Origin of the sequence: Bacillus sp. SJZ110 (assembly GCF_006715455.1) — a bacterium.
GTDB lineage: Bacteria > Bacillota > Bacilli > Bacillales > Bacillaceae > Bacillus > Bacillus subtilis.
Genome location: NZ_VFNF01000004.1, coordinates 31,426 through 54,459, shown reverse-complemented (window position 1 = coordinate 54,459; position 23,034 = coordinate 31,426). Strand labels below are relative to the sequence as shown.

The 23,034-nt window shown below is 45.3% G+C and carries 23 protein-coding genes, 1 other RNA gene and 1 other annotated feature; of the genes, 6 read left to right on the top strand and 18 right to left on the bottom strand.

Translation table 11 applies throughout. The annotated features are described in order from the left end of the window. Positions 1 to 76: 76 nt before the first annotated feature. The 5 genes from FB592_RS12535 to FB592_RS12515 form a co-directional block, all read right to left on the bottom strand. A complete protein-coding gene (locus FB592_RS12535) occupies positions 77 to 358 on the bottom strand; it encodes a DUF1292 domain-containing protein (RefSeq protein WP_003246199.1) in 282 nt (93 codons plus the stop codon). Positions 359 to 375: 17 nt separating this feature from the next. Continuing rightward, complete coding sequence (gene ruvX / locus FB592_RS12530; RefSeq protein ID WP_003229795.1) at positions 376 to 792, bottom strand: Holliday junction resolvase RuvX; 417 nt, start codon at positions 790 to 792, stop codon at positions 376 to 378. Between the two features lie 7 nt (positions 793 to 799). Beyond that, positions 800 to 1,066: an IreB family regulatory phosphoprotein gene (locus FB592_RS12525; protein WP_003225903.1), complete on the bottom strand. Its 267-nt coding sequence runs from the start codon at positions 1,064 to 1,066 to the stop codon at positions 800 to 802. Between the two features lie 84 nt (positions 1,067 to 1,150). Next, the gene (alaS, locus tag FB592_RS12520; protein ID WP_015714431.1) at positions 1,151 to 3,787 is read right to left on the bottom strand and encodes an alanine--tRNA ligase; all 2,637 of its coding nucleotides are present in this window, start codon (positions 3,785 to 3,787) and stop codon (positions 1,151 to 1,153) included. Between the two features lie 330 nt (positions 3,788 to 4,117). Then, on the bottom strand, positions 4,118 to 5,179 hold the full coding sequence (locus FB592_RS12515; RefSeq protein ID WP_033881628.1) for an AI-2E family transporter: 1,062 nt from the start codon (positions 5,177 to 5,179) through the stop codon (positions 4,118 to 4,120). A 155-nt stretch (positions 5,180 to 5,334) separates the two neighbouring features. Between FB592_RS12515 and FB592_RS12510 the strand changes: the two genes are divergently transcribed. From FB592_RS12510 to FB592_RS12495, 4 genes are read left to right on the top strand one after another with little or no spacing between them, the layout of a single operon-like run. Then, entirely contained in the window at positions 5,335 to 6,063 is a 729-nt protein-coding gene (locus tag FB592_RS12510; protein ID WP_014480419.1) for an amino acid ABC transporter ATP-binding protein, read from the top strand. A gap of 20 nt (positions 6,064 to 6,083) precedes the next feature. Then, on the top strand, positions 6,084 to 6,905 hold the full coding sequence (gene glnH, locus FB592_RS12505) for a glutamine ABC transporter substrate-binding protein GlnH (protein WP_015251575.1): 822 nt from the start codon (positions 6,084 to 6,086) through the stop codon (positions 6,903 to 6,905). 60 nt (positions 6,906 to 6,965) lie between these two features. Then, positions 6,966 to 7,616 (top strand): amino acid ABC transporter permease, encoded by a 651-nt coding sequence (locus FB592_RS12500; protein WP_038829647.1) that lies wholly within the window; start codon positions 6,966 to 6,968, stop codon positions 7,614 to 7,616. Between the two features lie 16 nt (positions 7,617 to 7,632). Next, complete coding sequence (locus tag FB592_RS12495) at positions 7,633 to 8,289, top strand: amino acid ABC transporter permease (RefSeq protein WP_003229784.1); 657 nt, start codon at positions 7,633 to 7,635, stop codon at positions 8,287 to 8,289. A 34-nt stretch (positions 8,290 to 8,323) separates the two neighbouring features. Here the strand turns inward: FB592_RS12495 and FB592_RS12490 are convergent, their stop codons facing one another. The 8 genes from FB592_RS12490 to cymR form a co-directional block, all read right to left on the bottom strand. Next, the gene (locus FB592_RS12490) at positions 8,324 to 8,455 is read right to left on the bottom strand and encodes a YrzQ family protein (RefSeq protein WP_003229780.1); all 132 of its coding nucleotides are present in this window, start codon (positions 8,453 to 8,455) and stop codon (positions 8,324 to 8,326) included. Between the two features lie 21 nt (positions 8,456 to 8,476). Beyond that, complete coding sequence (locus tag FB592_RS12485) at positions 8,477 to 8,668, bottom strand: hypothetical protein (RefSeq protein ID WP_003225893.1); 192 nt, start codon at positions 8,666 to 8,668, stop codon at positions 8,477 to 8,479. A gap of 11 nt (positions 8,669 to 8,679) precedes the next feature. After that, positions 8,680 to 9,204: a PRC-barrel domain-containing protein gene (locus tag FB592_RS12480; RefSeq protein ID WP_072173323.1), complete on the bottom strand. Its 525-nt coding sequence runs from the start codon at positions 9,202 to 9,204 to the stop codon at positions 8,680 to 8,682. Positions 9,205 to 9,259: 55 nt separating this feature from the next. Continuing rightward, the gene (gene recD2 / locus FB592_RS12475) at positions 9,260 to 11,656 is read right to left on the bottom strand and encodes an SF1B family DNA helicase RecD2 (protein WP_124072897.1); all 2,397 of its coding nucleotides are present in this window, start codon (positions 11,654 to 11,656) and stop codon (positions 9,260 to 9,262) included. A 24-nt stretch (positions 11,657 to 11,680) separates the two neighbouring features. Further along, positions 11,681 to 12,301, bottom strand: a complete 621-nt coding sequence (locus tag FB592_RS12470; protein WP_166444025.1) for a tetratricopeptide repeat protein — start codon at positions 12,299 to 12,301, stop codon at positions 11,681 to 11,683. 85 nt (positions 12,302 to 12,386) lie between these two features. Beyond that, the gene (mnmA, locus tag FB592_RS12465) at positions 12,387 to 13,502 is read right to left on the bottom strand and encodes a tRNA 2-thiouridine(34) synthase MnmA (RefSeq protein ID WP_014480424.1); all 1,116 of its coding nucleotides are present in this window, start codon (positions 13,500 to 13,502) and stop codon (positions 12,387 to 12,389) included. 30 nt (positions 13,503 to 13,532) lie between these two features. Then, positions 13,533 to 14,672 carry a cysteine desulfurase family protein gene (locus tag FB592_RS12460; RefSeq protein ID WP_041850172.1) on the bottom strand — a complete coding sequence of 380 codons (1,140 nt, stop codon included), beginning with the start codon at positions 14,670 to 14,672 and terminating at the stop codon, positions 13,533 to 13,535. An 18-nt stretch (positions 14,673 to 14,690) separates the two neighbouring features. Then, a complete protein-coding gene (cymR, locus tag FB592_RS12455) occupies positions 14,691 to 15,107 on the bottom strand; it encodes a cysteine metabolism transcriptional regulator CymR (protein WP_003225879.1) in 417 nt (138 codons plus the stop codon). A 202-nt stretch (positions 15,108 to 15,309) separates the two neighbouring features. Between cymR and FB592_RS12450 the strand changes: the two genes are divergently transcribed. Beyond that, the gene (locus FB592_RS12450) at positions 15,310 to 16,575 is read left to right on the top strand and encodes a replication-associated recombination protein A (RefSeq protein WP_014480427.1); all 1,266 of its coding nucleotides are present in this window, start codon (positions 15,310 to 15,312) and stop codon (positions 16,573 to 16,575) included. A gap of 39 nt (positions 16,576 to 16,614) precedes the next feature. Here the strand turns inward: FB592_RS12450 and FB592_RS12445 are convergent, their stop codons facing one another. The 5 genes from FB592_RS12445 to FB592_RS12425 all read right to left on the bottom strand — a co-directional run bounded on the left by FB592_RS12445 (position 16,615) and on the right by FB592_RS12425 (position 21,332). Continuing rightward, on the bottom strand, positions 16,615 to 17,379 hold the full coding sequence (locus tag FB592_RS12445) for a tRNA threonylcarbamoyladenosine dehydratase (protein ID WP_014480428.1): 765 nt from the start codon (positions 17,377 to 17,379) through the stop codon (positions 16,615 to 16,617). Positions 17,380 to 17,460: 81 nt separating this feature from the next. After that, positions 17,461 to 17,653, bottom strand: a non-coding RNA gene (ssrS, locus tag FB592_RS12440) — 6S RNA. Positions 17,654 to 17,713: 60 nt separating this feature from the next. Beyond that, entirely contained in the window at positions 17,714 to 19,492 is a 1,779-nt protein-coding gene (aspS, locus tag FB592_RS12435) for an aspartate--tRNA ligase (RefSeq protein WP_015714438.1), read from the bottom strand. Between the two features lie 13 nt (positions 19,493 to 19,505). Then, positions 19,506 to 20,780, bottom strand: coding sequence for a histidine--tRNA ligase (hisS, locus tag FB592_RS12430; protein WP_038829644.1), 1,275 nt, complete (start codon positions 20,778 to 20,780; stop codon positions 19,506 to 19,508). 89 nt (positions 20,781 to 20,869) lie between these two features. Beyond that, positions 20,870 to 21,102 (bottom strand) — a binding site (T-box leader). A gap of 59 nt (positions 21,103 to 21,161) precedes the next feature. Then, on the bottom strand, positions 21,162 to 21,332 hold the full coding sequence (locus tag FB592_RS12425; RefSeq protein ID WP_004399157.1) for a YrzK family protein: 171 nt from the start codon (positions 21,330 to 21,332) through the stop codon (positions 21,162 to 21,164). Positions 21,333 to 21,464: 132 nt separating this feature from the next. Between FB592_RS12425 and FB592_RS12420 the strand changes: the two genes are divergently transcribed. Further along, positions 21,465 to 23,021, top strand: coding sequence for an N-acetylmuramoyl-L-alanine amidase family protein (locus FB592_RS12420; RefSeq protein ID WP_029727135.1), 1,557 nt, complete (start codon positions 21,465 to 21,467; stop codon positions 23,019 to 23,021). The last annotated feature ends 13 nt before the right edge of the window (positions 23,022 to 23,034 follow it).

Below are 23,034 nucleotides of genomic sequence, written 5' to 3'. Positions count from 1 at the left end.
TATTACAAAAAGAGGCCTGCATAAAGCAGAAAAAAGCCGGAGCAGTATAGCTCCGGCTTTGGTTTGGCGCGATGTTTTACTCTTCGTCTTCGTCCGCTAAGAATGTGTTTAATGTTTCTTCGATCATATCCCATTCTTCGTCAGTTTCAATCGGGAATAGCTCACCGTTTTCACCGTCTTCGTTTGGCGTGAAGCTGGAAGCAAGAATTTCTACTTCTTCGTCATCTTTTGATTCGATTGGATAGTACAAGACATAAGACTTGCCAAACTCTTCGTTTTCAAATGTAAACAGCACTTCACAAAGCTGTTCATTTCCTTGATCGTCAACAATTGTAATATTTTTTTCGCCGTGTTCCATTTTCTTCACCTCTGGCTTTAATTTAAGCTGTCAAGATATCCTTGTAAAATCATAACAGCCGCCATTTTATCAATGACTTTTTTTCGTTTTTGCCTGCTGACGTCAGCTGCAATCAGCATTTTTTCAGCCGCCATTGTGGTAAGACGCTCGTCCCACAGCACAACAGGAACATTGTACGTTGTTTCAAGCACTTTCGCAAATGTTTGGCTGGCTTCGCCTCTCGGGCCGACTGTTCCGTTCATGTTCTTAGGAAAGCCGAGCACGATTTTATCTATAGTATAGTCCTTTATCAGTTCAGATAAACGGGATAAACCATAATCGCCTTCTGCTTCATTTATCTTTATGGTCTCAATGCCTTGAGCAGTCCAGCCCATTTCATCGCTCAGAGCTACACCGAGTGTTTTGGTTCCTAAATCGAGTCCTAATATTCTCATTCTTTATTTACGCCTCTTTATGCTGTTCTAAATAAGACTTTACCAATTCCTCGATTAATTCGTCTCTTTCAAGTTTGCGAATTAAATTGCGAGCGTCACGATGCCTAGGAATATAAGCGGGATCACCTGACAGCAAGTATCCGACAATCTGGTTGATTGGATTGTAGCCCTTTTCCTGAAGCGCGTCATACACTGTAATCAGCACCTCATTTACGTTAGTCTCAGCAGAATCATCGGAGAAATTAAATTTCATCGTTTTATCAAACGAGCTCACCGTTTTGCACCTCTTTCCCAAATTCGCAGGCAAAGTTCAGCCTGGGGTCCTAATCTTACCATCATTCTACACTACATGGGCGAATTATAAAACGGATTTCACCCAATCTTCTACAGAAGCCAAAGCTTCTTCTAATTTTTCCGGCTGTTTACCGCCTGCCTGCGCCATGTCCGGACGGCCTCCGCCGCCTCCGCCGCAAACTTCCGCAGCTTGTTTAACCAGCTTGCCGGCGTGAAGGCCTTTCTCAATGAGGTCCTTTGTGACTCCGGCAGAGATATTAACTTTATCGTTTTGTACCGCACCAAGCACGATCACCGCAGAGCCAAGCTTTGCTTTGAGTTCATCGACCATAGTGCGGAGATGATTCATGTCTTTTGCATTTACTTTTGCCGCAAGCACGTTTACGCCGTCAACTTCTTTTACTTTCGACAGGATTGCTCCTGCTTCCACGTTGCCTAGTTTTGCAAGAAGAGATTCATTTTCTCTTTGTGCATCCTTCAGTTCAGCCTGCAGAGCCGCGACCCGTTTCGGCACTTCTTTGATATTTGTTTTCAGCTCGTCAGCGGTCTGCTTCAATACAGAAATCTGGCTGTTCATTTCGACGTAAGCGCCTTGTCCCGTTACAGCTTCAATCCGTCTTGTGCCTGCTCCGATTCCGGATTCAGAAACGATTTTAAACAAGCCGATTTCTGCTGTATTTCTGACATGGCAACCGCCGCACAGCTCTAAGCTGTAATCTCCAACTTGAACGACACGGACAATATCGCCATATTTCTCGCCGAACAGTGCCATCGCACCCATTTCTTTTGCTTCAGCGATCGGTTTCAAATCAATGCTGACCGGGATGCTCGCCCAGATCTTTTCGTTTACGATTCTTTCAATTTGTTCGAGCTCTTCTTTTGTCACTTGGCCAAAGTGCGAGAAGTCAAAACGAAGACGGTTTTCCGTTACAAGAGAGCCCGCCTGATTGACATGAGTTCCAAGAACATCTTTTAGAGCCTGATGCAATAAATGCGTTGCCGTGTGGTTTTTAATGACGCCGCTTCTCATATGGTCTTCAACTTCAGCCGTAACATGCAGGCCTTTTTGAACAGTACCGCTCTCTACAACACCTTCATGCACATGCTGGCCGTTCGGCGCTTTTTGAACATCTTTAATTCTTACAACTGCCTGCTCGCTTCGGAGATAGCCTTTATCGCCAATTTGGCCGCCGCTTTCTGCATAGAACGGTGTTTCATCAAGAATGATTTGAACGCTTTCTCCTTCATGAGCCTCTTCGATTAATTGGCCGTCCTGAAGAAGCACAATGATATTGGCATCAGCTTGGGTTTGAGAGTAGCCGACAAATGTGCTTTCATCTGTCACGTCGCGCAGTGCGCCGCCCTGCACCTGCATGCTGCCGACATCCTGGCGGGCGTTTCTTGCCCGTTCACGCTGCTGGTTCATTTCCTCCTCAAAGCCCTCATGGTCAACCGTCATGTTCTCGTCTTCTGCGTATTCTTCAGTCAATTCAACCGGGAATCCATACGTATCATACAGTTTAAACACATCAGCACCTGAGATAACGCTGCTGCCCTTGTCTTTTTCTTTTTTGATCATTTCTGACAGGATCGCAAGCCCTTCATTAAGGGTCTCATGGAAGCGTTCTTCCTCGGTTTTAATGACTTTTGCGATGAAATCCGCTTTCTCTTTCACTTCAGGATAGAAATCAGCCATGATTTCTGCGACAACCGGCACTAAATCAAACATGAACGGACGATGGATGTTGATCGTTTTGGCATAACGCACGGCACGGCGTAATAAGCGTCTTAATACATAGCCGCGGCCTTCATTTGACGGCAGCGCACCGTCACTGACAGCAAAGGCAACCGTTCTGATATGGTCAGCAATCACTTTAAACGCAGTGTCTTTCACATTGTCTTTGCCATATGTTTCACCAGAAATCGATTCTGTTGCTTTAATGATCGGAACAAACAAATCGGTGTCAAAGTTTGTCGGAACATTCTGGATGACAGATACCATTCTTTCAAGACCCATGCCTGTATCAATGTTTTTCTTTGGAAGCGGTGTGTACGTTCCGTCAGGGTTATGGTTGAACTCTGAGAACACAAGGTTCCATACTTCCAGGTAACGGTCGTTTTCCCCGCCTGGGTAAAGCTCCGGATCTTCTGGATCATTACCGTATGCTTCACCGCGGTCGTAAAAGATTTCCGTATTCGGTCCGCTCGGCCCTTCACCGATATCCCAGAAGTTCCCTTCCAGACGGATAATTCTTTCTTCAGGAATACCGATTTTTTTCGCCCAAAACTCATATGCCTCTTCATCTTCAGGATGAACCGTAACAGAGAGAAGCTCTTTGTCGAAGCCAATCCACTTGTCGCTCGTTAAAAACTCCCAAGCCCATGTAATGGCTTCTTCTTTGAAATAATCGCCGATGGAAAAGTTTCCGAGCATTTCAAAGAAAGTGTGATGGCGCGCAGTTTTACCTACATTTTCTATATCGTTTGTTCTGATCGCTTTTTGAGCGTTTACGATTCTTGGATTTTCCGGCACGACACGGCCGTCAAAATATTTTTTCAGTGTCGCAACACCGCTGTTGATCCAAAGCAGTGAAGGATCCTCATGAGGCACTAATGACGCGCTTGGCTCTACCGCATGTCCTTTTTCTTTAAAGAAATCCAAAAACATTTGACGCACTTCCGCAGAAGTTAAGTGTTTCATTGTATTTCCTCCTCTATAAAAATCGAAATTCTCTTCAGTGACAGCAAAAAAGCCCTCCCCCTATGCAAACCAACGTTTACACAGGGACGAGAGCTGTCTCGCGGTACCACCCTGATTACGGGCATTCATGCGCCCGTCACCTTTAACCCTGTAACGCAGGATAAGCGGCAGTGATTAACTGCACTCAGGATTAGCTTCCTCCGATCTTCTGATAAAGCTCCTTTCAGCTTATGGAGCTTCTCTCTTTAACAGGGCTTCGGCGTACTCAGATCCGTCACTCGAGATTCGTATGTATTCTACGAGAAATTATAGACAAGCGGCACGCCGATGTCAATGCTCCGTCCTCATCCGCAAAAAATGGATCATCATTACTTTTAAAACAGCCGTCGCAGGAACAGCCAGAATCATCCCGACGATTCCCGCAAGCTCCCCTCCGGCAAGGAGTGCAAGCATGATAACGACCGGATGCATTTTAAGGCTTCTGCCGACAATGAACGGACTGAGGATATTTCCTTCCATAAACTGCAGAATAAACACCGTAATCACCACAACAAGAACCGCCTTCACTGAGATCGTCATCGCAATTAACAACGCAGGAACAGCTCCGATGAAAGGGCCAAAATACGGGATGACATTCGTTACTCCAGAGATAAGGCCAAGTATCAGTGGATACGGAAGCCCAAATACCCAGAACGAAATGCCTGCAATCACGCCAAGAATCAAGCAGACCAAAAGCTGGCCGCGGATATAATCGCCAAGCGAATCATCCACATCCCGCAAAAAGGCGCTGCCCCGCTTTCTCCACGACTTCGGAGTCAAGTACCATACTGTCTTTTTCATTAATTCAATGTCCTTCACCATATAAAACACGAGAAAAGGGATTGTTGCAGCAATTAAGAAGTAATCAAGCACATTGCGGATCCCGCTGATCGCACCCTCGATCGTTCCCGCAAAAAACGTCTCCGTCTGGCGGATCATTTTATCTATACGGTGATGCATACCATCAGGCCAGTCATCCGTATGGTTATGCACATGAAGAAGAAGCCCGTTATACGTTTCGGCAAACATGGGTATATTTTCTGACAAATCCGTCAGCTGCACGATTAAAACAGGCACCCCTTTATACAACGCCCAGCCAATCCCGCCAAAAAAAAGTACATAAATGACCAAGATGCTCAAAGTCCTAGGCAATCCTTTGCCATGCAGCCATTCCGTGACCGGAAGCAATAAATAAGATATAAAAATAGAAATGATCAAGGGAATAAAGATCGTTTTTATGACGAGCCAAAAGGGTGACCATAACATATCAAGCATAAAAAAGACATAGACTGTTAACAGAACCAGCAAACAAATAGCCACCCACAACAAAAGCTGCACCGGTTTTTGGAGCATCTGCTTTCACCTCACCTATATCTTTTGAGGTTTACACGGAATTATTCTTTATGTTTCTTTAGTTAGTCAGAAGTCATGGACATTTTTTCACATTTAATTTTCAGAAAAGTTTGATCATTTACTTTTTGGTCAAATTTTCTGATAGGAGGATTGCGATGATCACATTTCAAAATGTAAACAAGCATTACGGAGATTTTCACGTGTTAAAACAAATTAATCTTCAAATCGAAAAAGGTGAAGTCGTTGTTATCATCGGCCCATCCGGTTCCGGTAAAAGCACATTGCTCAGATGCATCAACAGACTTGAGACGATCAATGAGGGAGTGCTCACAGTAAACGGCACCGCCATTAACGACAGAAAAACTGATATCAATAAAGTGCGGCAAAATATCGGGATGGTGTTTCAGCACTTTCATTTATATCCACATAAAACAGTGCTGCAGAACATCATGCTGGCTCCGGTAAAAGTGCTTAGACAATCACCTGAACAAGCAAAGGAAACGGCGCGGTACTATCTTGAAAAAGTCGGCATCCCAGACAAGGCTGACGCCTATCCTTCCCAGCTTTCCGGCGGGCAGCAGCAGCGTGTTGCCATCGCAAGAGGACTGGCGATGAAGCCGGAGGTCATGCTGTTTGACGAGCCGACATCAGCACTTGATCCTGAAATGATCGGTGAGGTGCTAGATGTCATGAAAACACTCGCCAAAGAAGGCATGACAATGGTTGTCGTGACACACGAAATGGGGTTTGCCAAAGAAGTTGCCGACCGGATTGTCTTCATTGACGAAGGAAAGATTTTAGAAGAAGCAATGCCGGCTGAGTTTTACGCGAACCCAAAGGAAGAACGGGCCCGCTTATTCTTAAGCCGTATTTTAAATCATTAAAACAGAATGGGGGAGCTTGTATGAAAAAGATTTTTTCTTTAGCATTGATTTCTTTATTCGCTGTCATCTTGCTTGCCGCTTGCGGCAGCAAGGGATCAAATGGAGAAGCCTCAAAGGAGAGCAAAAAAGATACGCTAGCCGCCATTAAAGACAATGACAAAATTGTCTTCGGTGTAAAAACGGACACTCGACTGTTCGGTCTTAAAAATCCAAGCTCAGGTGAGATTGAGGGTTTTGATATTGATATTGCCAAACAAATCGCTAAAGACATTTTAGGTGATGAGAAAAAAGCTGAATTTAAAGAGGTCACCTCAAAAACAAGGATTCCTATGCTGCAAAACGGGGATATCGACGCCATTGTCGCCACAATGACGATCACTGATGAACGAAAAAAGGAAGTTGACTTTTCTGATGTCTATTTCGAGGCCGGGCAATCGCTTCTCGTGAAAAAAGGCAGCAAAATCAAGAGTGTCGAGGATCTTGACAAAGGCTCAAAAGTTCTTGCAGTAAAAGGCTCCACCTCCTCTCAAAACATTCGTGAAAAGGCGCCTGAAGCATCTGTTTTAGAATTTGAAAACTACGCAGAAGCCTTTACAGCCCTTAAATCGGGGCAAGGCGATGCCCTCACCACAGATAATGCGATTTTATATGGAATGGCCGATGAAAATAAAAATTATCAATTAACAGGAAAGCCTTTTACAGATGAGCCTTACGGGATCGCCGTGAAAAAAGGGCAATCTGCTCTCGCGAAAGAAATCAACGCTTCACTTAAAAAGATGAAGTCGGATGGCAGATACGATGAAATTTATAAAAAATGGATCAAAGAAGACCCAGCTGAATAACAACCATCCCGGGATGAGCAGGCGATGCTCATCCCAATTTGATAAGGAGTGAATAGGCAGATGAATGTGTCAATTCTTTTCGATAACTTCGGCATGTATATGGACGGTTTTTACCATACCTTGCTCGCAAGTGTTATCGCGCTGGCCGGCAGTTTTGTCCTCGGCGTCGCTGTAGCGGTTATGAGAATAACAGTCTTTAAGCCGCTGCAATGGCTAGGGACCGCATATGTAGAATTCATCCGCAACATCCCTCTTCTTTTAATTACCTTTGTTTTCTATTTCGGACTTCCAAACGCAGGCCTGAGGCTTGACGGTTTTCAAGCGGGAACGGTTGCTCTCACCATTTATACCTCTGCGTTTATCGCTGAAGCCATCAGAGCAGGAATCCAGTCTGTTTCAAAAGGGCAGATGGAAGCGGCACGCTCGTCAGGCTTTACCTACAGCCAAGCCATGCTCCATATCATTTTGCCGCAGGCAATCAAAATCGTCATTCCGCCTTTAGGCAATCAATTTTTAAACTTAGTCAAAAACTCTTCGATTCTTGGGGTTGTGGCCGGATTGGATCTTATGTACCAAGCCGATTTAGTTTCGTCGAGCACACTCGTTGTATTTGATGTTTATATTTTTGTGGCGCTTTTTTACTTAGTGCTGACGATTCCGCTTAGCATCGGTGTTAACTATCTGGAAAAACGGCTGGAAAAAAGCTATTGATAAGGAGTGAGTTACATTGGATTTCATCGGTGCTTATTCACAGGAGCATTTAGCGTTTTTATGGGATGGCTTTCTCGTCACCTTGTACGTTGCTTTCATCTCCATCATTCTGAGCTTTTTCTTCGGTTTAATCGCAGGCACCCTGCGTTATGCGAAAGTTCCCGTTCTTTCTCAATTGATTGCGGTTCTCGTTGAAACGATCAGAAACCTCCCCTTGCTGTTAATTATTTTCTTTACGTTTTTTGCCCTTCCGGAAATTGGTATTAAGCTTGAAATTACAGCTGCTGCAATTACAGCACTAACGATTTTTGAATCCGCTATGCTATCTGAAATTATCCGAAGCGGACTGAAATCAATTGACAAAGGACAAATTGAAGCGGCGCGCTCCTCCGGGCTGAGCTATACACAGACCCTGTTCTTTATCGTTATGCCGCAAGCGCTTCGCCGCATGGTTCCGCCCATCGTAAGCCAGTTTATTTCTTTATTAAAAGATACATCGCTCGCTGTTGTGATCGCCCTGCCTGAACTGATTCACAACGCGCAAATTATTAACGGCCAAAGCGCAGACGGCAGTTATTTTTTCCCGATCTTTTTACTTGCGGCCCTTATGTATTTCGCAGTCAACTACAGCCTTTCACTCGCAGCAAGACGCCTCGAGGTCCGGCAAACATAGAAAAGGATACTCTTTGGAGAGTATCCTTTTTGCATTAAAACATTTTCGTAATTCTTCTTCTCATCCGCTTCATGCTTCGATTATTCAGCATGTCAGATTGAGTCGCCATTCGGTACACGAGAGCTCCGGCTCCCATTGCCAAAAGAGAAGTCATCGTCCGATTCATCCTGCGCATCTCCTTTCATGATTAAAAATTGATGCTGCGTTCATCCTCAGAAAACAAATCATCCAAGCTGCTTAACGTTCCGTCTTCTTCCACCTGATGAGTTGCAATCTTCCCTTTCGCCACTGTCAGTTCAATAAAACAGCCCCAACAATAATATTGGTTCACGCCGATTTTGCCGATATCCTTACTTTTGCAATTCGGGCATATAAGCATAACTCACACCTCTATCCGTTCAGAACGATCTCGTCTTTCCGCACCTCGACAAGCGAATCCGCTCTTTGGATCTGGCGCTTGCTTCCCGCCAGGTCAGAAAAGAAACCGTCCGAGAGTTCATATGCTACGATTATGCCCCTGTCCAAACAAAAGTATACATCTTCCAGCATCCCCAATATATCGCCCTCTTGCGATTTCACAAGCTTCATCTTCATCTGCTCGTATGTGAAGCATGATTTCGGAAGAGGCAAAAGCTGTTCTGAACTGACCGAAGCCAATATGCGGTCATCAAGAATGGAAGAGATATCACACGCCCGTAATAGCGCATGATGATGATGCAAAAAGCGTTTTTGTGCAAGAATAAACCCAAGACAATCTCCTTTCAGAGAAAAACAAATATCGGAAATTGTCCCAAGATAACTAGAAGTTCGTTCTGAGTATACTGGGAATCCTTCTACTTCATGGCATGTTCTCAAAGTGTGATCAACCACCTTTTGTTGAACAGGCTTAGGTTTTGCTTTGCGCCTTAGACTCATACGATGAAATCAATTCCACTGCAAATGAAAAAACTCCCGCTTGCACGGGAGCATTTTATTGCTGTTCTTCTTTCATAAAATCGAATGGTGTAATGCCTTCCATGCCAATGTTGGCGTCGTGTACGCTGAACGGGAGCTCTTTTTGCAAAGCTTCAAGCTCGGCATCCATTTCCTCAACCTGTACGGACAGCCTGTTTTTCAAAGAGGTCTGTCTGACAGTTGCATCATTATTTTTTACGCCCCACTCCAGCGCCTCCTCCTCACCGCATAAAATGAGAAATTTCTTCGCTCTTGTAATCGCGGTATAAAGAAGGTTTCTTCTGAGCATTCTATAATAGCCTTTCACAACAGGCAAAACCACAATCGGAAATTCACTTCCCTGCGATTTATGAATAGAACAGCAATACGCATGGGTAAATTGATTAAAATCTTTTTTCGTAAACGTCATTTCATTGCCATCAAAAGAAACAACGGCCATGTCTTCTTTTTCTGTATTTTCCTTTGCATAAAATATCGACGTGATTTCGCCAATATCTCCGTTGAATACATTGTTTTCCGGCTGATTGACAAGCTGCAAAATTTTATCTCCGGTTCTGTAGACAACATCCCCGAACTTCAATTCTCTTCGTTTTTCTTTAGGAGGATTTAAAATGTCCTGCAGCATCACATTCAATTCATTAATGCCGGCTTTTCCTCTGTACATCGGAGCGAGGACCTGAATGTCCTTTGCTGTATAGCCTTTTTTCAATGCATTGGCGACAACCTTCTCAACTACTTCTTTGATTTGCGACCCGCCGCAGCGAATAAAGGAACGGTCCTTTGTCGGGGCAGTCAAATTGTTCGGCAGCAATCCATTTTTCATCTGGTGGGCAAGCTCGACGATTGATGACCCCTCCGCCTGGCGATAGATGTCTGTCAGTCTCACAGTCGGAATCACCTGGGATGCCAGCAAGTCTCTGAGCACTTGTCCCGGACCGACAGAAGGCAGCTGGTCTTCGTCTCCGACAATGATGATTTGTATATGATCAGGGATCGCCTTGAACAAATGATTCGCCAGCCAAATATCAAGCATACTGGCTTCATCGATAATTAACAGCTTCCCTTCGATCGGCTGATCCTCTGTATGAGTAAAGCCTTCAGCACCGTTCCAGCCAAGCAGCCTGTGTATCGTGACTGCAGGGAGTCCCGTTGATTCACTCATCCGTTTTGCTGCTCTCCCTGTCGGAGCGGCCAAAACAACCGGAAAAGCTTCATCCTTTTTATAAGCTGACGGATCTAGTGACACACCGTGAAGCTCTCCGTAGAGCTCGACAATCCCTCTGATTACCGTCGTTTTTCCTGTTCCCGGGCCGCCTGTTAAAAGAAGCATCGGCGAGGAAAGGGCTTTTTGAATCGCTTCCTTCTGGCTGGGGGCATACTGAACGTTCATCCGTTCTTCCAGTTCTCCCAACGCGAGCAAAAACTCTGATTCGGGAAACTGGTTCTCATATTCGGTTTGGCTAGCGATATGTTTCACACGCTTTGCAACGTTTTGTTCTGCGTAAAACAGCGAAGGAAAATAACAGCGGCCATCTTCTATGACAATGTCTTTATTTTCTCCAAGGGCAATAATCGCGTTAGCGGCATCCATTTCTGTGATGCGCTGCCCTTCCCTTGCTGACTGGTTTAACAGTGATTGAGTGTCGATGATCAGCTGTTCCGTTTCTATGTACGTGTGCCCCTCTGACAGACAAGTCGTTTCAAGCGTGTACAAAATAGCAGCTTTTACCCGCTCAGGATGGTTACCCGAAAGACCCATTCTGCTGCCCAGCTCATCCGCTTTCCCAAACCCGATGCCTTCTACATCCTTCACAAGCTGATAAGGATTTTCCTGAATCTTTTCAAGCGTCTCGGATTCATAGGCTTGATAGATTTTCATAGACAGCTGCGGGCCAAAGCCAAACTGATTCAAGGAAATCATGATTTGCTCCAGTCCCTGATGCCGCTGCAATGCGCCAGCCAGCGTGTCGGCTTTCTTTTTTGAGAGTCTGGGAACATCATAAAGCACTGAAGCATCAGCCAATATTTTATTAATGGCGCTGTCGCCCAGCTTTTTCACAATTTCTTCAGCTGTTTTTTTGCCGATCCCCTCGAATAAATCACTCGATAAATATTGAATGATGCCTTCCTTAGTCGTTGGAATCTCCTTTTTGAAATGCTCCGCCTGAAATTGGAGCCCGAACTTTGGATGGGTTACGATCTTTCCGTAAAACGTGTAGGTCTCTTCTTCTTGAAGCGCAGGGAAGTAGCCCGTCACGGATACGGCTTTATCTTCAATGGCTTCGGAGGTCTCTGTGACTTTCACTTTCAGAACCGTATATAAATTGGTGTCATTATGATAGATGACTGTGTTGACTGTCCCTTTTAAATAGGGCTCTTCCTCCAGTTTAAGCTGATCCGGATGCTGCTGCACGAGCTGTCCCTCCTCCTGTGCCTGTTATGATGGATCAATCAGTTTTTTAGCATGAAGCGCAAGCATATGATCTGGCTGGATATCGATTGCCTTGTCCAGCATTTCAATCGCTTTTTCTCGGTTTTCTTTATAAGCATAAGCGACACCGGCATTATAAAATGCATCTGCATGCCCCGGGTCTTGCTCTGTCACAGCTGCGAATTGGCTGAGCGCTTCGTCCAGCATGCCCTCGTTGGCTAAGCACATCCCGAATTGAAAACGCGCTTCCGTATCGTTTTCATTCAGTTCGACCGCTCTTTGTAAATATGGCAGTGCAAGCTTAGGCTGTTCGAGCTTGACAAGTACCGTTCCGAGCATGTAAAACAGGTCACCGTTTTCCATCCCCGCACGTAACGCTTTTTCAAACATGTCTTTGGCTTCTTTGTACATTTCTTTTACAACATAGACATTTCCTGCTCCATAATAAGCAGTGGCTGCGCTACTGTCTAATTCAAGCGCTTTATCATAAAACGCAAGCGCACGTTCCAGCTCGTTTACGGATGAAAGCAGGTTGGCAAAATTGATATAGGGAATCGCGTCTTCTTTATTTTCTTCAATCGCTTTTGTAAATGCCTCTGCCGCTTTCTCGTAATCGCCTTCCTGCATCGCCTCTATACCGAGTTGATTATAATCCACCGATCATCTTCCTTTCATTAAAAAACCCCAACTCAGTGTTGAGGTTTTTCATCTTTTATACGTACCACAATTTTGTTCCGTCTTTGTACACATCATCAATTGTCCCGCCGCCAAGGCATTCTTCGCCGTCATAGAAGACAACGGCTTGTCCCGGCGTTACAGCGCGGACTTGTTCATCAAAGATGACTTCCGCTTCACCCTCGCCAGTCATGCGCACCGTTACTTTATGATCTTCTTGGCGGTAACGGAATTTAGCCGTGCAGGAAATCTCTTCGCCCTTCATGATATCCGAACGTACCCAGCTGATATTTGTTGCTGTGATTTTATCGGAATATAAAAGAGGGTTATGGAACCCTTGATCTACGTAGAGGATGTTCTTTTCAAGATCTTTCCCTACCGCAAACCACGGCTCGCCGCTTCCGCCGATGCCAAGGCCGTGACGCTGTCCGATCGTGTAGTACATCAACCCGTCGTGGCGGCCTTTTACTTCGCCGTCCATCGTCATCATATCGCCCGGCTGTGCAGGGAGATATTGGCTGAGAAACGTTTTGAAGTTGCGTTCGCCGATAAAGCAGATGCCTGTACTGTCTTTTTTCGTCGCCGTTGCAAGTTCTGCTTCTTTGGCGATTTCACGCACACGGCTTTTTTGAAGTTCGCCGATCGGGAACATGACTTTGCTCAGCGTATCTTCTGTCAGCTGATTCAAGAAGTACGTTTGATCCTTGTTTTCATCAATGCCGCGCAGCATTCTGACTTTTTCGCCGCTTCTGTCTACTCTTGCATAGTGGCCAGTCGCTAAATAGTCGGCGCCAAGTGACAATGCATGCTCTAAAAAGGCCTTGAATTTAATTTCTTTGTTGCACAGTACATCCGGGTTTGGTGTTCTGCCTGCTTTATATTCATCAAGGAAGTATTGAAATACCTTCTCATAATATTGCTTTTCAAAGTTTACGGCATAATACGGAATTCCGATTTGGTTGCAGACGCGGATCACATCTTCATAATCCTCTGTCGCCGTGCAAAAACCGTTTTCGTCCGTATCATCCCAGTTTTTCATAAAGATTCCGATTACATCATAGCCCTGTTCTTTTAACAGCAGGGCCGCCACAGATGAGTCTACTCCGCCGGACATGCCGACGACGACTCTTGTATCCTCCGGCCGTTTTTCCATTTCATTCACTCCAATTACTACGCCGCCTTATTATGTCAGCCGTTTGACAACGTCGGCCACATGTTTGGCAGCAGTTTTCACTTGCTCAGCCGTATTGCCGAGGCCGAAGCTGATTCGAATAGAGGACGTCAGCCGGTCACTCTCTTCTCCGAACATAGCAGTCAGAACATGTGACGGCAGGACTGAACCGGCCGTACACGCTGAACCGCTGGAGACAGCGACACCCGCCATATCAAGATTGACCAGCAGCGCTTCCACTGACACACCGGGGAAATAAAGATTCAGAACATGCGGCAGACTATGCTCTTTGTCCCCGTTGATCTCGAATGCCACACCTGCATCTCTAAGCGTGTCGGCAAAGATTGCTTTAAACGATTGATACTTCTCGTTTTTTTCGTCCCGTTCTTCACTTGACAGCTTGATCGCTTCTTTCAGCCCGACAATGCCTGGAACATTTTCGGTTCCGGCACGGCGTTTTCTTTCTTGCTCTCCTCCGAATAAAAGCGGTGAAAGCTTCACATCTTTACTAGCATATAAAAAGCCTGTCCCTTTTGGCCCGTTGAGCTTGTGCCCGGAAACAGACAGAAGGTCAATATGGCTGTTTTTCACGTCAATTGGCAGCAACCCGAATGCCTGAACAGCATCGGTATGAAAATAAGCTTTGTGTTCCTTTAACAGCTCACCGATTTCTTCGATCGGCTGCACTGTTCCAACTTCATTATTTCCATACATCACTGTCACAAGGATTGTATCATCACGCAGTGCTTCTATCACCTGTTTTGCACTGACTCTTCCATTTTGGTCAACGTCCAGATACGTTATGTCAAATCCGTCTTCCTCAAGTTTTTCACATGTGTGAAGCACGGCGTGATGCTCAATTTTTGTTGTGATGATATGTCTGCCAAGATCTTTTCTTGCAAGTGCGGTTCCCATGATCGCCAAGTTATCAGCTTCCGTTCCCCCGCTTGTAAAAATGATCTCCTGCTCTGCCGCTCCGATTTCTGCTGCGATCTGCGCTCTTGCTTCATCCACCCATTTTCGAGATTCTCTGCCAAATGAATGAATACTGGAGGGATTACCGAAACTGCCGGAGAAGTGCGGTATCATTTTTTCCAGCACGCGCTCATCCATCGGAGACGTTGCGGCATGATCTAAATAAATCCGTTCCATTATGTTTACACCTCTGATCTAAATATAGAACATATAAGCTTCTTGCTCTCCGTCTGTATAGCTGGCAAGATCCTCTAATGTTGTACTGTCTAAAACCTCTTTTACAGCATCCCGGATGCGAATCCAGAGCTCACGCTTGGCAGGCTCCTCATCTTCCAGCACTTCAACAGGGCTGATCGGCCCCTCAAGCACACGGATAATATCTCCCGCGGTAATGGCATCCGGCTCACTGCCTAATACATATCCGCCATATGCGCCTCTGATGCTTTTCACTAAACCGGCATTTCTGAGCGGCGATACCAGCTGCTCCAAATAATGCTCGGACAAATTATTCGTCTGTGCGATGCTTTTTAATGAAGTCGGGCCTTCACCGTGCTTTTTTGCAAGCTCGATCATAATGGTGAGCCCGTATCTTCCCTTAGTTGATATTTTCAACATGAACACCTCTGTTATTTCATGATTTTCCACATTTATAATGGTAATTTCTATATGTTTCGTCCGTTTATTATCTTATAGACCAACTGTTATTATAACATACCTTCAGCGAATTTTCATTGAGGCAGAAGGAAAGGGGCCTTTACCCTTTTCTAATGTACGGTTTTCCGTTACCCTGTAATTAAGTAAGGAGAGATGATAGATGAAGCCATTGGCATATCGGATGCGTCCGACAAAAATAGAGGATATTATCGGCCAGCAGCATCTGGTGGCTGAAGATAAAATTATTGGCAGAATGGTCCAGGCAAAACATTTGTCATCCATGATTTTGTACGGGCCGCCCGGAATTGGAAAAACATCAATCGCAACAGCAATCGCCGGTTCAACAAGTATTGCTTTTCGAAAGCTGAATGCTGTCATTAACAATAAAAAAGATATGGAAATCGTAGCTCAGGAAGCCAAGATGTCCGGCCAAGTGATTTTGATTCTGGATGAAGTCCACAGGCTGGATAAAGGAAAACAGGATTTTCTATTACCCTATTTAGAAAACGGGATGATCATTTTGATCGGAGCAACGACGGCTAACCCGTATCATGCCATTAATCCGGCGATCAGAAGCCGGACCCAGATTTTTGAGCTTGAACCGTTAACACCTGATCTGATTAAACAGGCACTGGAACGCGCGCTCCATGATGAGCATCGGGGCCTTGGCACCTATTCTGTATCCATTGATGATCAGGCGATGGAGCATTTTGCCCACGGATGCGGAGGAGATGTCCGCTCCGCTTTAAATGCGCTTGAGCTTGCCGTGTTGTCAACGAAGGAGTCAGCAGACGGTGAAATTCACATTACATTAGAAACCGCGGAAGAATGCTTGCAGAAAAAAAGCTTTTCTCACGATAAAGATGGTGACGCGCATTATGATGTACTGTCCGCTTTTCAAAAATCGATCCGCGGCTCTGATGCCAACGCTGCTCTTCACTATTTGGCTAGATTAATTGAAGCCGGTGATCTGGAGAGCATCGCAAGACGATTGCTTGTTATCGCCTATGAAGATATCGGTTTAGCAAGCCCGCAAGCCGGCCCTAGAGTGCTGAACGCTATTCAGACCGCTGAGCGAGTCGGGTTTCCTGAAGCGCGAATCCCGCTGGCCAACGCAGTTATTGAGCTTTGCCTCTCACCGAAATCAAACTCTGCCATTCTGGCAATCGATGAGGCCCTGGCAGATATCAGAGCCGGAAAAATTGGTGATGTCCCGAAGCATTTAAAAGACGCGCATTATAAAGGAGCTCAGGAATTAGGAAGAGGAATCGACTATAAATACCCGCACAATTACGACAGCGGTTGGGTCGAACAACAATACCTCCCTGATTCTCTGAAAAATAAGCAATACTATAAGCCGAAACAGACAGGAAAATTCGAATCCGCCTTAAAGCAGGTGTATGATAAATTAATGAAAAGAAAATAAAACAAAAACAGCCTTGATCATCAAGGCTGTTTTTATACATTATTTATCCTTCACACGTTTGATTTCTATGTCTTTCAAAAGATCCATGACAACATGTCCGCCCATAATCAAACCTGCAACTGACGGCACAAAAGCATTAGAGGAAGGCGGCATTTTTGCTTTACGGATTTTCGCTTCGTCATTTCCCACTTCTTTTCTGACATCTTCCCGAATGACAATCGGGCTTTCATCAGAGAAAATCACTTGGACGCCTTTTTTGATCCCCTCTTTGCGTAATTTCGTACGGACGACCTTCGCAATTGGATCAGTGTGCGTTTTTGAGATATCAGCGATTTGGAAGCGTGTCGGATCCGTTTTATTTGCAGCACCCATGCTGGAGATGAGCGGAATATCCCGTTTTAGACATTCTTTCATTAAATGAATTTTATAACAAATGGTGTCTGACGCATCAATGACATAGTCAAGATCATAGTCAAAAAACTGCTCATACGTTTCCTCCGTATAGAACATTTTTAACGAGATTACTTCACACTCCGGGTTAATGTCTGCGATCCGCGCCTTCATTAAATCAACTTTCGGCTGTCCGACAGTTGAAAGCAGCGCGTGAAGCTGACGGTTTACATTTGTAATGTCGACATCATCTTTGTCGACAAGCAGAATGCGGCCGACGCCTGACCGCGCGAGCGCTTCCGCCGCGAACGACCCAACTCCTCCGACTCCAAGCACAGCAACTGTGCTGTTTTTCAGCGTTTCAAGGCCTTCTTTTCCGATAGCTAATTCATTGCGTGAAAACTGGTGTAACAAGAACCTCACTCCACATTCGTATTCTGGTTTCATCTATAAAATGGCTGATCCATGAGCAGCCGTTTTTCTGCGCACAAAAAATAAAGTCCCAATAGTGCCGTTGCAGCTTTCCTTTGTTTTGAACCCGCTCTCAGCAGGTGGGTGCCCTCTTTTAAATCTTGTAAGTCCTCTTTACCGAATGAAAAGAGGCATGTACGCCATTTAAAAATGCGGGCTCCCAAATCAAAAAAATGTTCGGTCAAAACTAGGTGTACAACTAACACATCAGGACTTTATTTAACTTGTCAAAATCATATCACAGACGATTTTGATTTTCAAGAATCGAACTGCACATTCAGTTCTTAACTTTTTTCTTGATAGAAAGATGAAGCTCGTCAAGCTGAGCGTCACTTACTTCTCCAGGCGCCTCTGTCATCAGGCAGCTTGCACTTGCCGTTTTCGGGAATGCAATCGTATCTCTCAGGTTCGTACGTCCTGCGAGAAGCATAACGAGACGGTCTAAGCCAAGTGCGATTCCGCCGTGCGGAGGAGCGCCGTATTCAAATGCTTCCAGCAGGAATCCGAACTGTTCAGCCGCTTCTTCTGGTGAGAAGCCGAGAAGCGCAAACATTTTTTCCTGAATATCCTTTTCGAAAATACGGATTGAACCGCCGCCAAGCTCATAGCCGTTTAAGACGAGGTCATAAGCTTGTGCTTTCATGTCTTCAGGCGCTGTTTCAATCAGCTCAAGGTCTTCCCGGACAGGCATTGTGAACGGATGGTGCGCTGCGTAGAAACGGCCTTCTTCCGGATCATGCTCTAATAGCGGCCAGTCAATGACCCATAAGAAATTGAACAGGTTTTCGTCAATCAGCCCACGCTCTTTCCCAAGCTTTAAACGCAGCGCGCCGAGTGATGCGGCCACAACTTCAAATTGATCCGCTCCGAACAGCAACAAATCACCTTCAGCAGCATCAAGTGCTTCAATCAGCTTAGACTGCTTTTCTTCATCAAAGAATTTAGCGATCGGTCCTTTCACTCCGTCTGCTTCAACTTTCACCCAGGCAAGTCCTTTCGCCCCATAGTTTGCAGCAAAAGCGCCAAGAGCATCGATGTCTTTTCTGGAGTAATCTCCGGCACCGCCTTTTACGTTGATGGCTTTGACCACACCGCCGTTTGCTACAGCTGATGAGAATACTTTAAATTCCGTATCCTTCACAATGTCAGACACATCTGTCAAAAGCATGTCAAAACGCGTATCCGGTTTATCAGAACCGTACTTGTTCATTGCTTCGTCATACGTCATTCGAGGAAGAGGAAGCTTAATTTCCACGCCTTTTGTTTCACGCATAATCTTTGCCATCATATCCTCAGCCAATGACATAATGTCTTCCTGGCTCATAAAGGACATTTCAATATCAATTTGCGTGAACTCAGGCTGGCGGTCCGCACGCAAGTCTTCATCACGGAAACAGCGGGCAATCTGATAATACCGTTCAATGCCTGATACCATCAGAAGCTGTTTAAATAGCTGCGGAGACTGCGGCAGCGCGTAGAACTCACCTTCGTGCACACGGCTCGGCACCAAGTAGTCACGTGCGCCTTCAGGCGTGCTTTTTGTTAAAATCGGCGTTTCAATATCAAGAAACCCGTTTTCATCTAAAAAGCTGCGGACAGCTTTCGTCACATTATGACGCATCTGCATCGTTTGAAACATAGCCGGTCTGCGCAAATCTAAGTAACGGTGTTTTAAACGAACGTCCTCTGACACTTCTTCTGCTTGATCAGAAATCGCAAATGGAGGCGTCTTTGCAGCACTTAGTACTGTCACTCCGTCAGCGTGAATTTCGATCGCACCTGTCTTCAAATTCGGATTGACTGTTCCTTCTTCCCGCGCCACTACTTTTCCTTGAACATCAAGCACGTATTCATTTCTGATGCCTTCCGCAACAGCAAGCGCTTCTTTTGACACATCAGGGTTGAAAACGACTTGAACAATTCCCGTACGGTCACGCAAGTCAATAAAAATCAATCCGCCGAGGTCTCGTCTTTTTTGGACCCAGCCTTTCAGCGTTACAGATTCGCCAATTGCTTTTTCAGTTATATCACCGCAATAATATGTTCTTCCAAACAATGCGTTTCACTCCTTATCCCTTTTGGTTTGCCTTCATCACATGTATAAATTCATCAAGTGCCACTTCAATCTGTTCGCCCGTCTGTGCATCCTTTACATTGATTTTGTTTTGGGCAAGCTCATCTTCACCCAAAATCGCAATAAATCTGGCCTTTAAGCGATCAGCTGTTTTAAACTGGCCTTTCATTTTCTTATTTTCATAATCGATTTCACTGGAAATGCCTGCTTCTCTCAGTTTGTACACCAATGAAACAGAATAATCCTTTGCTTTTTCGCCGAGTGTGACGATATAGCAGTCGATTCCCTTATCAACAGGCAGCTCTCTTTTTTCAGCATCAATTGCGGCAAGCAAGCGTTCGATGCTCATCGCAAATCCGATGCCCGGTGCTTCAGGTCCGCCGATCTGTTCGACAAGCCCGTCGTAGCGTCCGCCGCCGGCAAGTGTCGTAATCGCGCCAAAGCCTTCCGCATTGCTCATAATTTCAAATGCGGTGTGGTTGTAATAATCCAGCCCTCTCACAAGGTTCGGATCGATTTCATACGAAATGCCAAGATCATTTAAGTATTGTTTCACTTTGTCAAAATAAGCGGCTGATTCTTCATTTAAATATGTCAAAATCGAAGGTGCCGATTTCATCAGCTCATGATCTCGGTCTTTTTTGCAGTCCAAGATTCTAAGCGGGTTCGTGTGCAGACGGGACTGGCAGTCTGAACAAAATTCTTCGATGCGAGGCTCGAAGTGTTTCACGAGCGCTTCTCTGTAGCTTTTGCGGCTATCTTGATCGCCGAGACTGTTTATGACAAGCTTAACGTTTTCTAAACCTGCTTTTTCATAAATACTCATCGCAAGCGCCATTACTTCAGCGTCGATTGCAGGGTCTTTCGAACCAATCGCTTCAATTCCAAACTGATAAAACTGGCGGTAACGGCCCGTCTGAGGACGTTCATAACGGAACATCGGCCCGACATAATAAAGCTTTGTCGGCTGTACAGGATTTGCGAACAGCTTGTTTTCATTAAAAGCGCGAACCGCAGCAGCTGTTCCCTCCGGACGAAGCGTCAGGCTTCTGCCTTTGCGGTCCTCGAAGGTATACATTTCTTTTTGTACGATATCCGTTGATTCTCCGACGCCTCTGGCAAACAGTTCTGTATGCTCAAAAATCGGTGTGCGGATTTCTTTATATTGATAAGTGCGGCAAGTGTCTCTCATAATTTGTTCAACATACTGCCAGCGATCTGATTCTCCAGGCAGAATATCCTGTGTTCCTCTCGGAATGTTATATCCCATAGGTAGACCTCCTTATGTATTCCTTATAAAATATCCAATGATCGTTAATGATGAAAATGAAAAAAACTCTCGCCCCTACTATACATGATAGTAGGGACGAGAGTTATACCCGTGGTGCCACCCTAGTTGGAATACGTTCATATTCCCGCTCGATCCTTTAACGCAGGTTCACGTTCACTGCCTAATGGCGTTATTCACGCGTTCAGCAGGAAACCTCCGGAGTGTTGTTTCGAGAAAGACGCAATGGGATCCGCTTTCAGCCTGGGGCGGGTTCCTCTCTAATCATGCAATCTGACCTACTCTTCTCCATTATTGGTTCAAATCTTTCATCATTTGCTATGTACTCAATTTCTATTATAATAATGGGATTGGGGTTCTCTGTCAAGCTTTATTCCGGTTGTTTTTCCTCAGCGCTGCTTCTTTGGACATAAGACCAAATTCAGATGCTGTTTCCGTAAGATAACCAGTCGTATCGGGATCTGCGTGATCGCTGTAATGCAGATTCGCTTCACCGTCGTGAAATGCACGTCCCATTTTTGGATGATATTTCATGATTTGCACACCTTTTTGATTGTATTTACGCTTAGTATAAACAAATCATTTTATTTTTATTTAAAAATCAGAAAGGACTTTACGATATTAAACAAGAATGCTTTTTTAATGATCATCAGAAAGGAGGACACAATGAACAAGAAATACTTTGTCCTTATTGTATGTATTATTTTCACCGCAGCGCTATTCCCGACCTTTTCATCCGTTACAGCTGCTCAAGGAGAAGCGGTCATCGCAACAGATGAAATGAACGTCAGAAGCGGCCCTGGGCTTAGCTACGGCATTACAGCGGAAGTAAAAAAGGGAGAACGCTATCCGATTTTAAAGGAAGATGGAGACTGGGTGCAGATACAGCTTGGTTCCGGAGAAAAGGGCTGGGTAGTCTCCTGGCTTATTACAAAGGAAGACCAGGCCAGCACAAGCTCCTCAGGAAGCAGTGACACTGTGACATCAACAGACCCCGATCTGCGGATGAGAAGCGGCCCGGGCACTTCCTACGAAGTCATCGGCAAATTCCCGCAAGGCAGCCAAGCATCTGTCATTGATAAAGATTCGGGCTGGATCAAGATATCCTATCACAGTGCCACCGGGTGGGTATCATCTGAATATGTCACATCAGGAGGCAGCAGTTCAGCGTCTGATGAGAGTGACCAAACCGAGGATTCCGGTGCGTCAACGACGGGCACAGTCGGTGTTTCTTCGCTAAATGTAAGAGCCTCCGCCTCACATGACGCGGCAATTATAACAAAACTTGATCGCGGAACGAAACTGACGGTTCTCAACGAGAAAAATGGCTGGGCTCACATTGAGGTGAACGGGCTAAAAGGCTGGGTTGCAAGCCATTACCTTTTGACTAGTTCTGTTCCAGCTGATGATTCAGCAAATGCCGGCAGTTCATCCTCCGCTAAAAAAGCCTATATCATGTACGGAGGAACGAATCTAAGAAGTGATGCGTCAACATCAGCTTCAATCGTTGAGCGTGCTGCCAAAGGAGATTCATACACCATTACCGGTTCAAAGGGAAGCTGGTATGAAATAAAGCTTGATAACGGGCAAACTGCTTATGTAGCCAATTGGGTGGTCCAAACGTCTAAAAGCGCAGAAGAAGCAGGTGAACCGCCAGTCTCTGATTCCCCGTCTGGAAACGGCTCTCTAAACAATAAAACGATTATTGTTGACCCGGGACATGGAGGAAAAGACAGCGGAACGATCGGGTATTCGGGGAAATTCGAGAAAAACCTGACGATCAAAACGGCAAAACTGCTCGCCAGCAAACTTAGATCGGCTGGAGCGGATGTATATGTGACACGCCAGGATGATACCTTTGTCAGCCTGCAGTCACGGGTCTCTACCTCTCACTACCGTAACGCTGACGCCTTTATCAGCATTCATTATGACAGCTATGCGGATACCTCTACAAGAGGCAGTACAGCATATTACTACAGTCCTGCCAAAGATCAGGAACTCGCATCAGATGTCCACTCAGAAGTGGTGAAGCGTTCTTCCATTCCAGACCGCGGCGTATTATTCGGAGATTATTATGTGCTCCGGGAAAACAGACAGCCCGCTATGCTGTACGAGCTGGGATATGTAAGCCATCCGCAGGAAGAAGCCATTGTACATAGCAATTCATACCAAGAAAAAGTAACAGATGGGATCGAAAGCGGATTAGAGAAATACTTCCAATAAAAAAAGCTGCCTT

Bases quoted from the DNA above. Each gene is read 5' to 3' on its own strand.
- FB592_RS12535 (WP_003246199.1), bottom strand. From the start codon at position 358: ATGGAACACGGCGAAAAAAATATTACAATTGTTGACGATCAAGGAAAT.
- ruvX (WP_003229795.1), bottom strand. From the start codon at position 792: ATGAGAATATTAGGACTCGATTTAGGAACCAAAACACTCGGTGTAGCT.
- alaS (WP_015714431.1), bottom strand. From the start codon at position 3,787: ATGAAACACTTAACTTCTGCGGAAGTGCGTCAAATGTTTTTGGATTTC.
- FB592_RS12515 (WP_033881628.1), bottom strand. From the start codon at position 5,179: ATGCTCCAAAAACCGGTGCAGCTTTTGTTGTGGGTGGCTATTTGTTTG.
- FB592_RS12510 (WP_014480419.1), top strand. From the start codon at position 5,335: ATGATCACATTTCAAAATGTAAACAAGCATTACGGAGATTTTCACGTG.
- glnH (WP_015251575.1), top strand. From the start codon at position 6,084: ATGAAAAAGATTTTTTCTTTAGCATTGATTTCTTTATTCGCTGTCATC.
- FB592_RS12500 (WP_038829647.1), top strand. From the start codon at position 6,966: ATGAATGTGTCAATTCTTTTCGATAACTTCGGCATGTATATGGACGGT.
- FB592_RS12490 (WP_003229780.1), bottom strand. From the start codon at position 8,455: ATGAATCGGACGATGACTTCTCTTTTGGCAATGGGAGCCGGAGCTCTC.
- FB592_RS12485 (WP_003225893.1), bottom strand. From the start codon at position 8,668: ATGCTTATATGCCCGAATTGCAAAAGTAAGGATATCGGCAAAATCGGC.
- FB592_RS12480 (WP_072173323.1), bottom strand. From the start codon at position 9,204: ATGAGTCTAAGGCGCAAAGCAAAACCTAAGCCTGTTCAACAAAAGGTG.
- FB592_RS12470 (WP_166444025.1), bottom strand. From the start codon at position 12,301: ATGCAGGAAGGCGATTACGAGAAAGCGGCAGAGGCATTTACAAAAGCG.
- mnmA (WP_014480424.1), bottom strand. From the start codon at position 13,502: ATGGAAAAACGGCCGGAGGATACAAGAGTCGTCGTCGGCATGTCCGGC.
- FB592_RS12460 (WP_041850172.1), bottom strand. From the start codon at position 14,672: ATGGAACGGATTTATTTAGATCATGCCGCAACGTCTCCGATGGATGAG.
- FB592_RS12450 (WP_014480427.1), top strand. From the start codon at position 15,310: ATGAAGCCATTGGCATATCGGATGCGTCCGACAAAAATAGAGGATATT.
- hisS (WP_038829644.1), bottom strand. From the start codon at position 20,780: ATGGGATATAACATTCCGAGAGGAACACAGGATATTCTGCCTGGAGAA.
- FB592_RS12425 (WP_004399157.1), bottom strand. From the start codon at position 21,332: ATGAAATATCATCCAAAAATGGGACGTGCATTTCACGACGGTGAAGCG.
- FB592_RS12420 (WP_029727135.1), top strand. From the start codon at position 21,465: ATGAACAAGAAATACTTTGTCCTTATTGTATGTATTATTTTCACCGCA.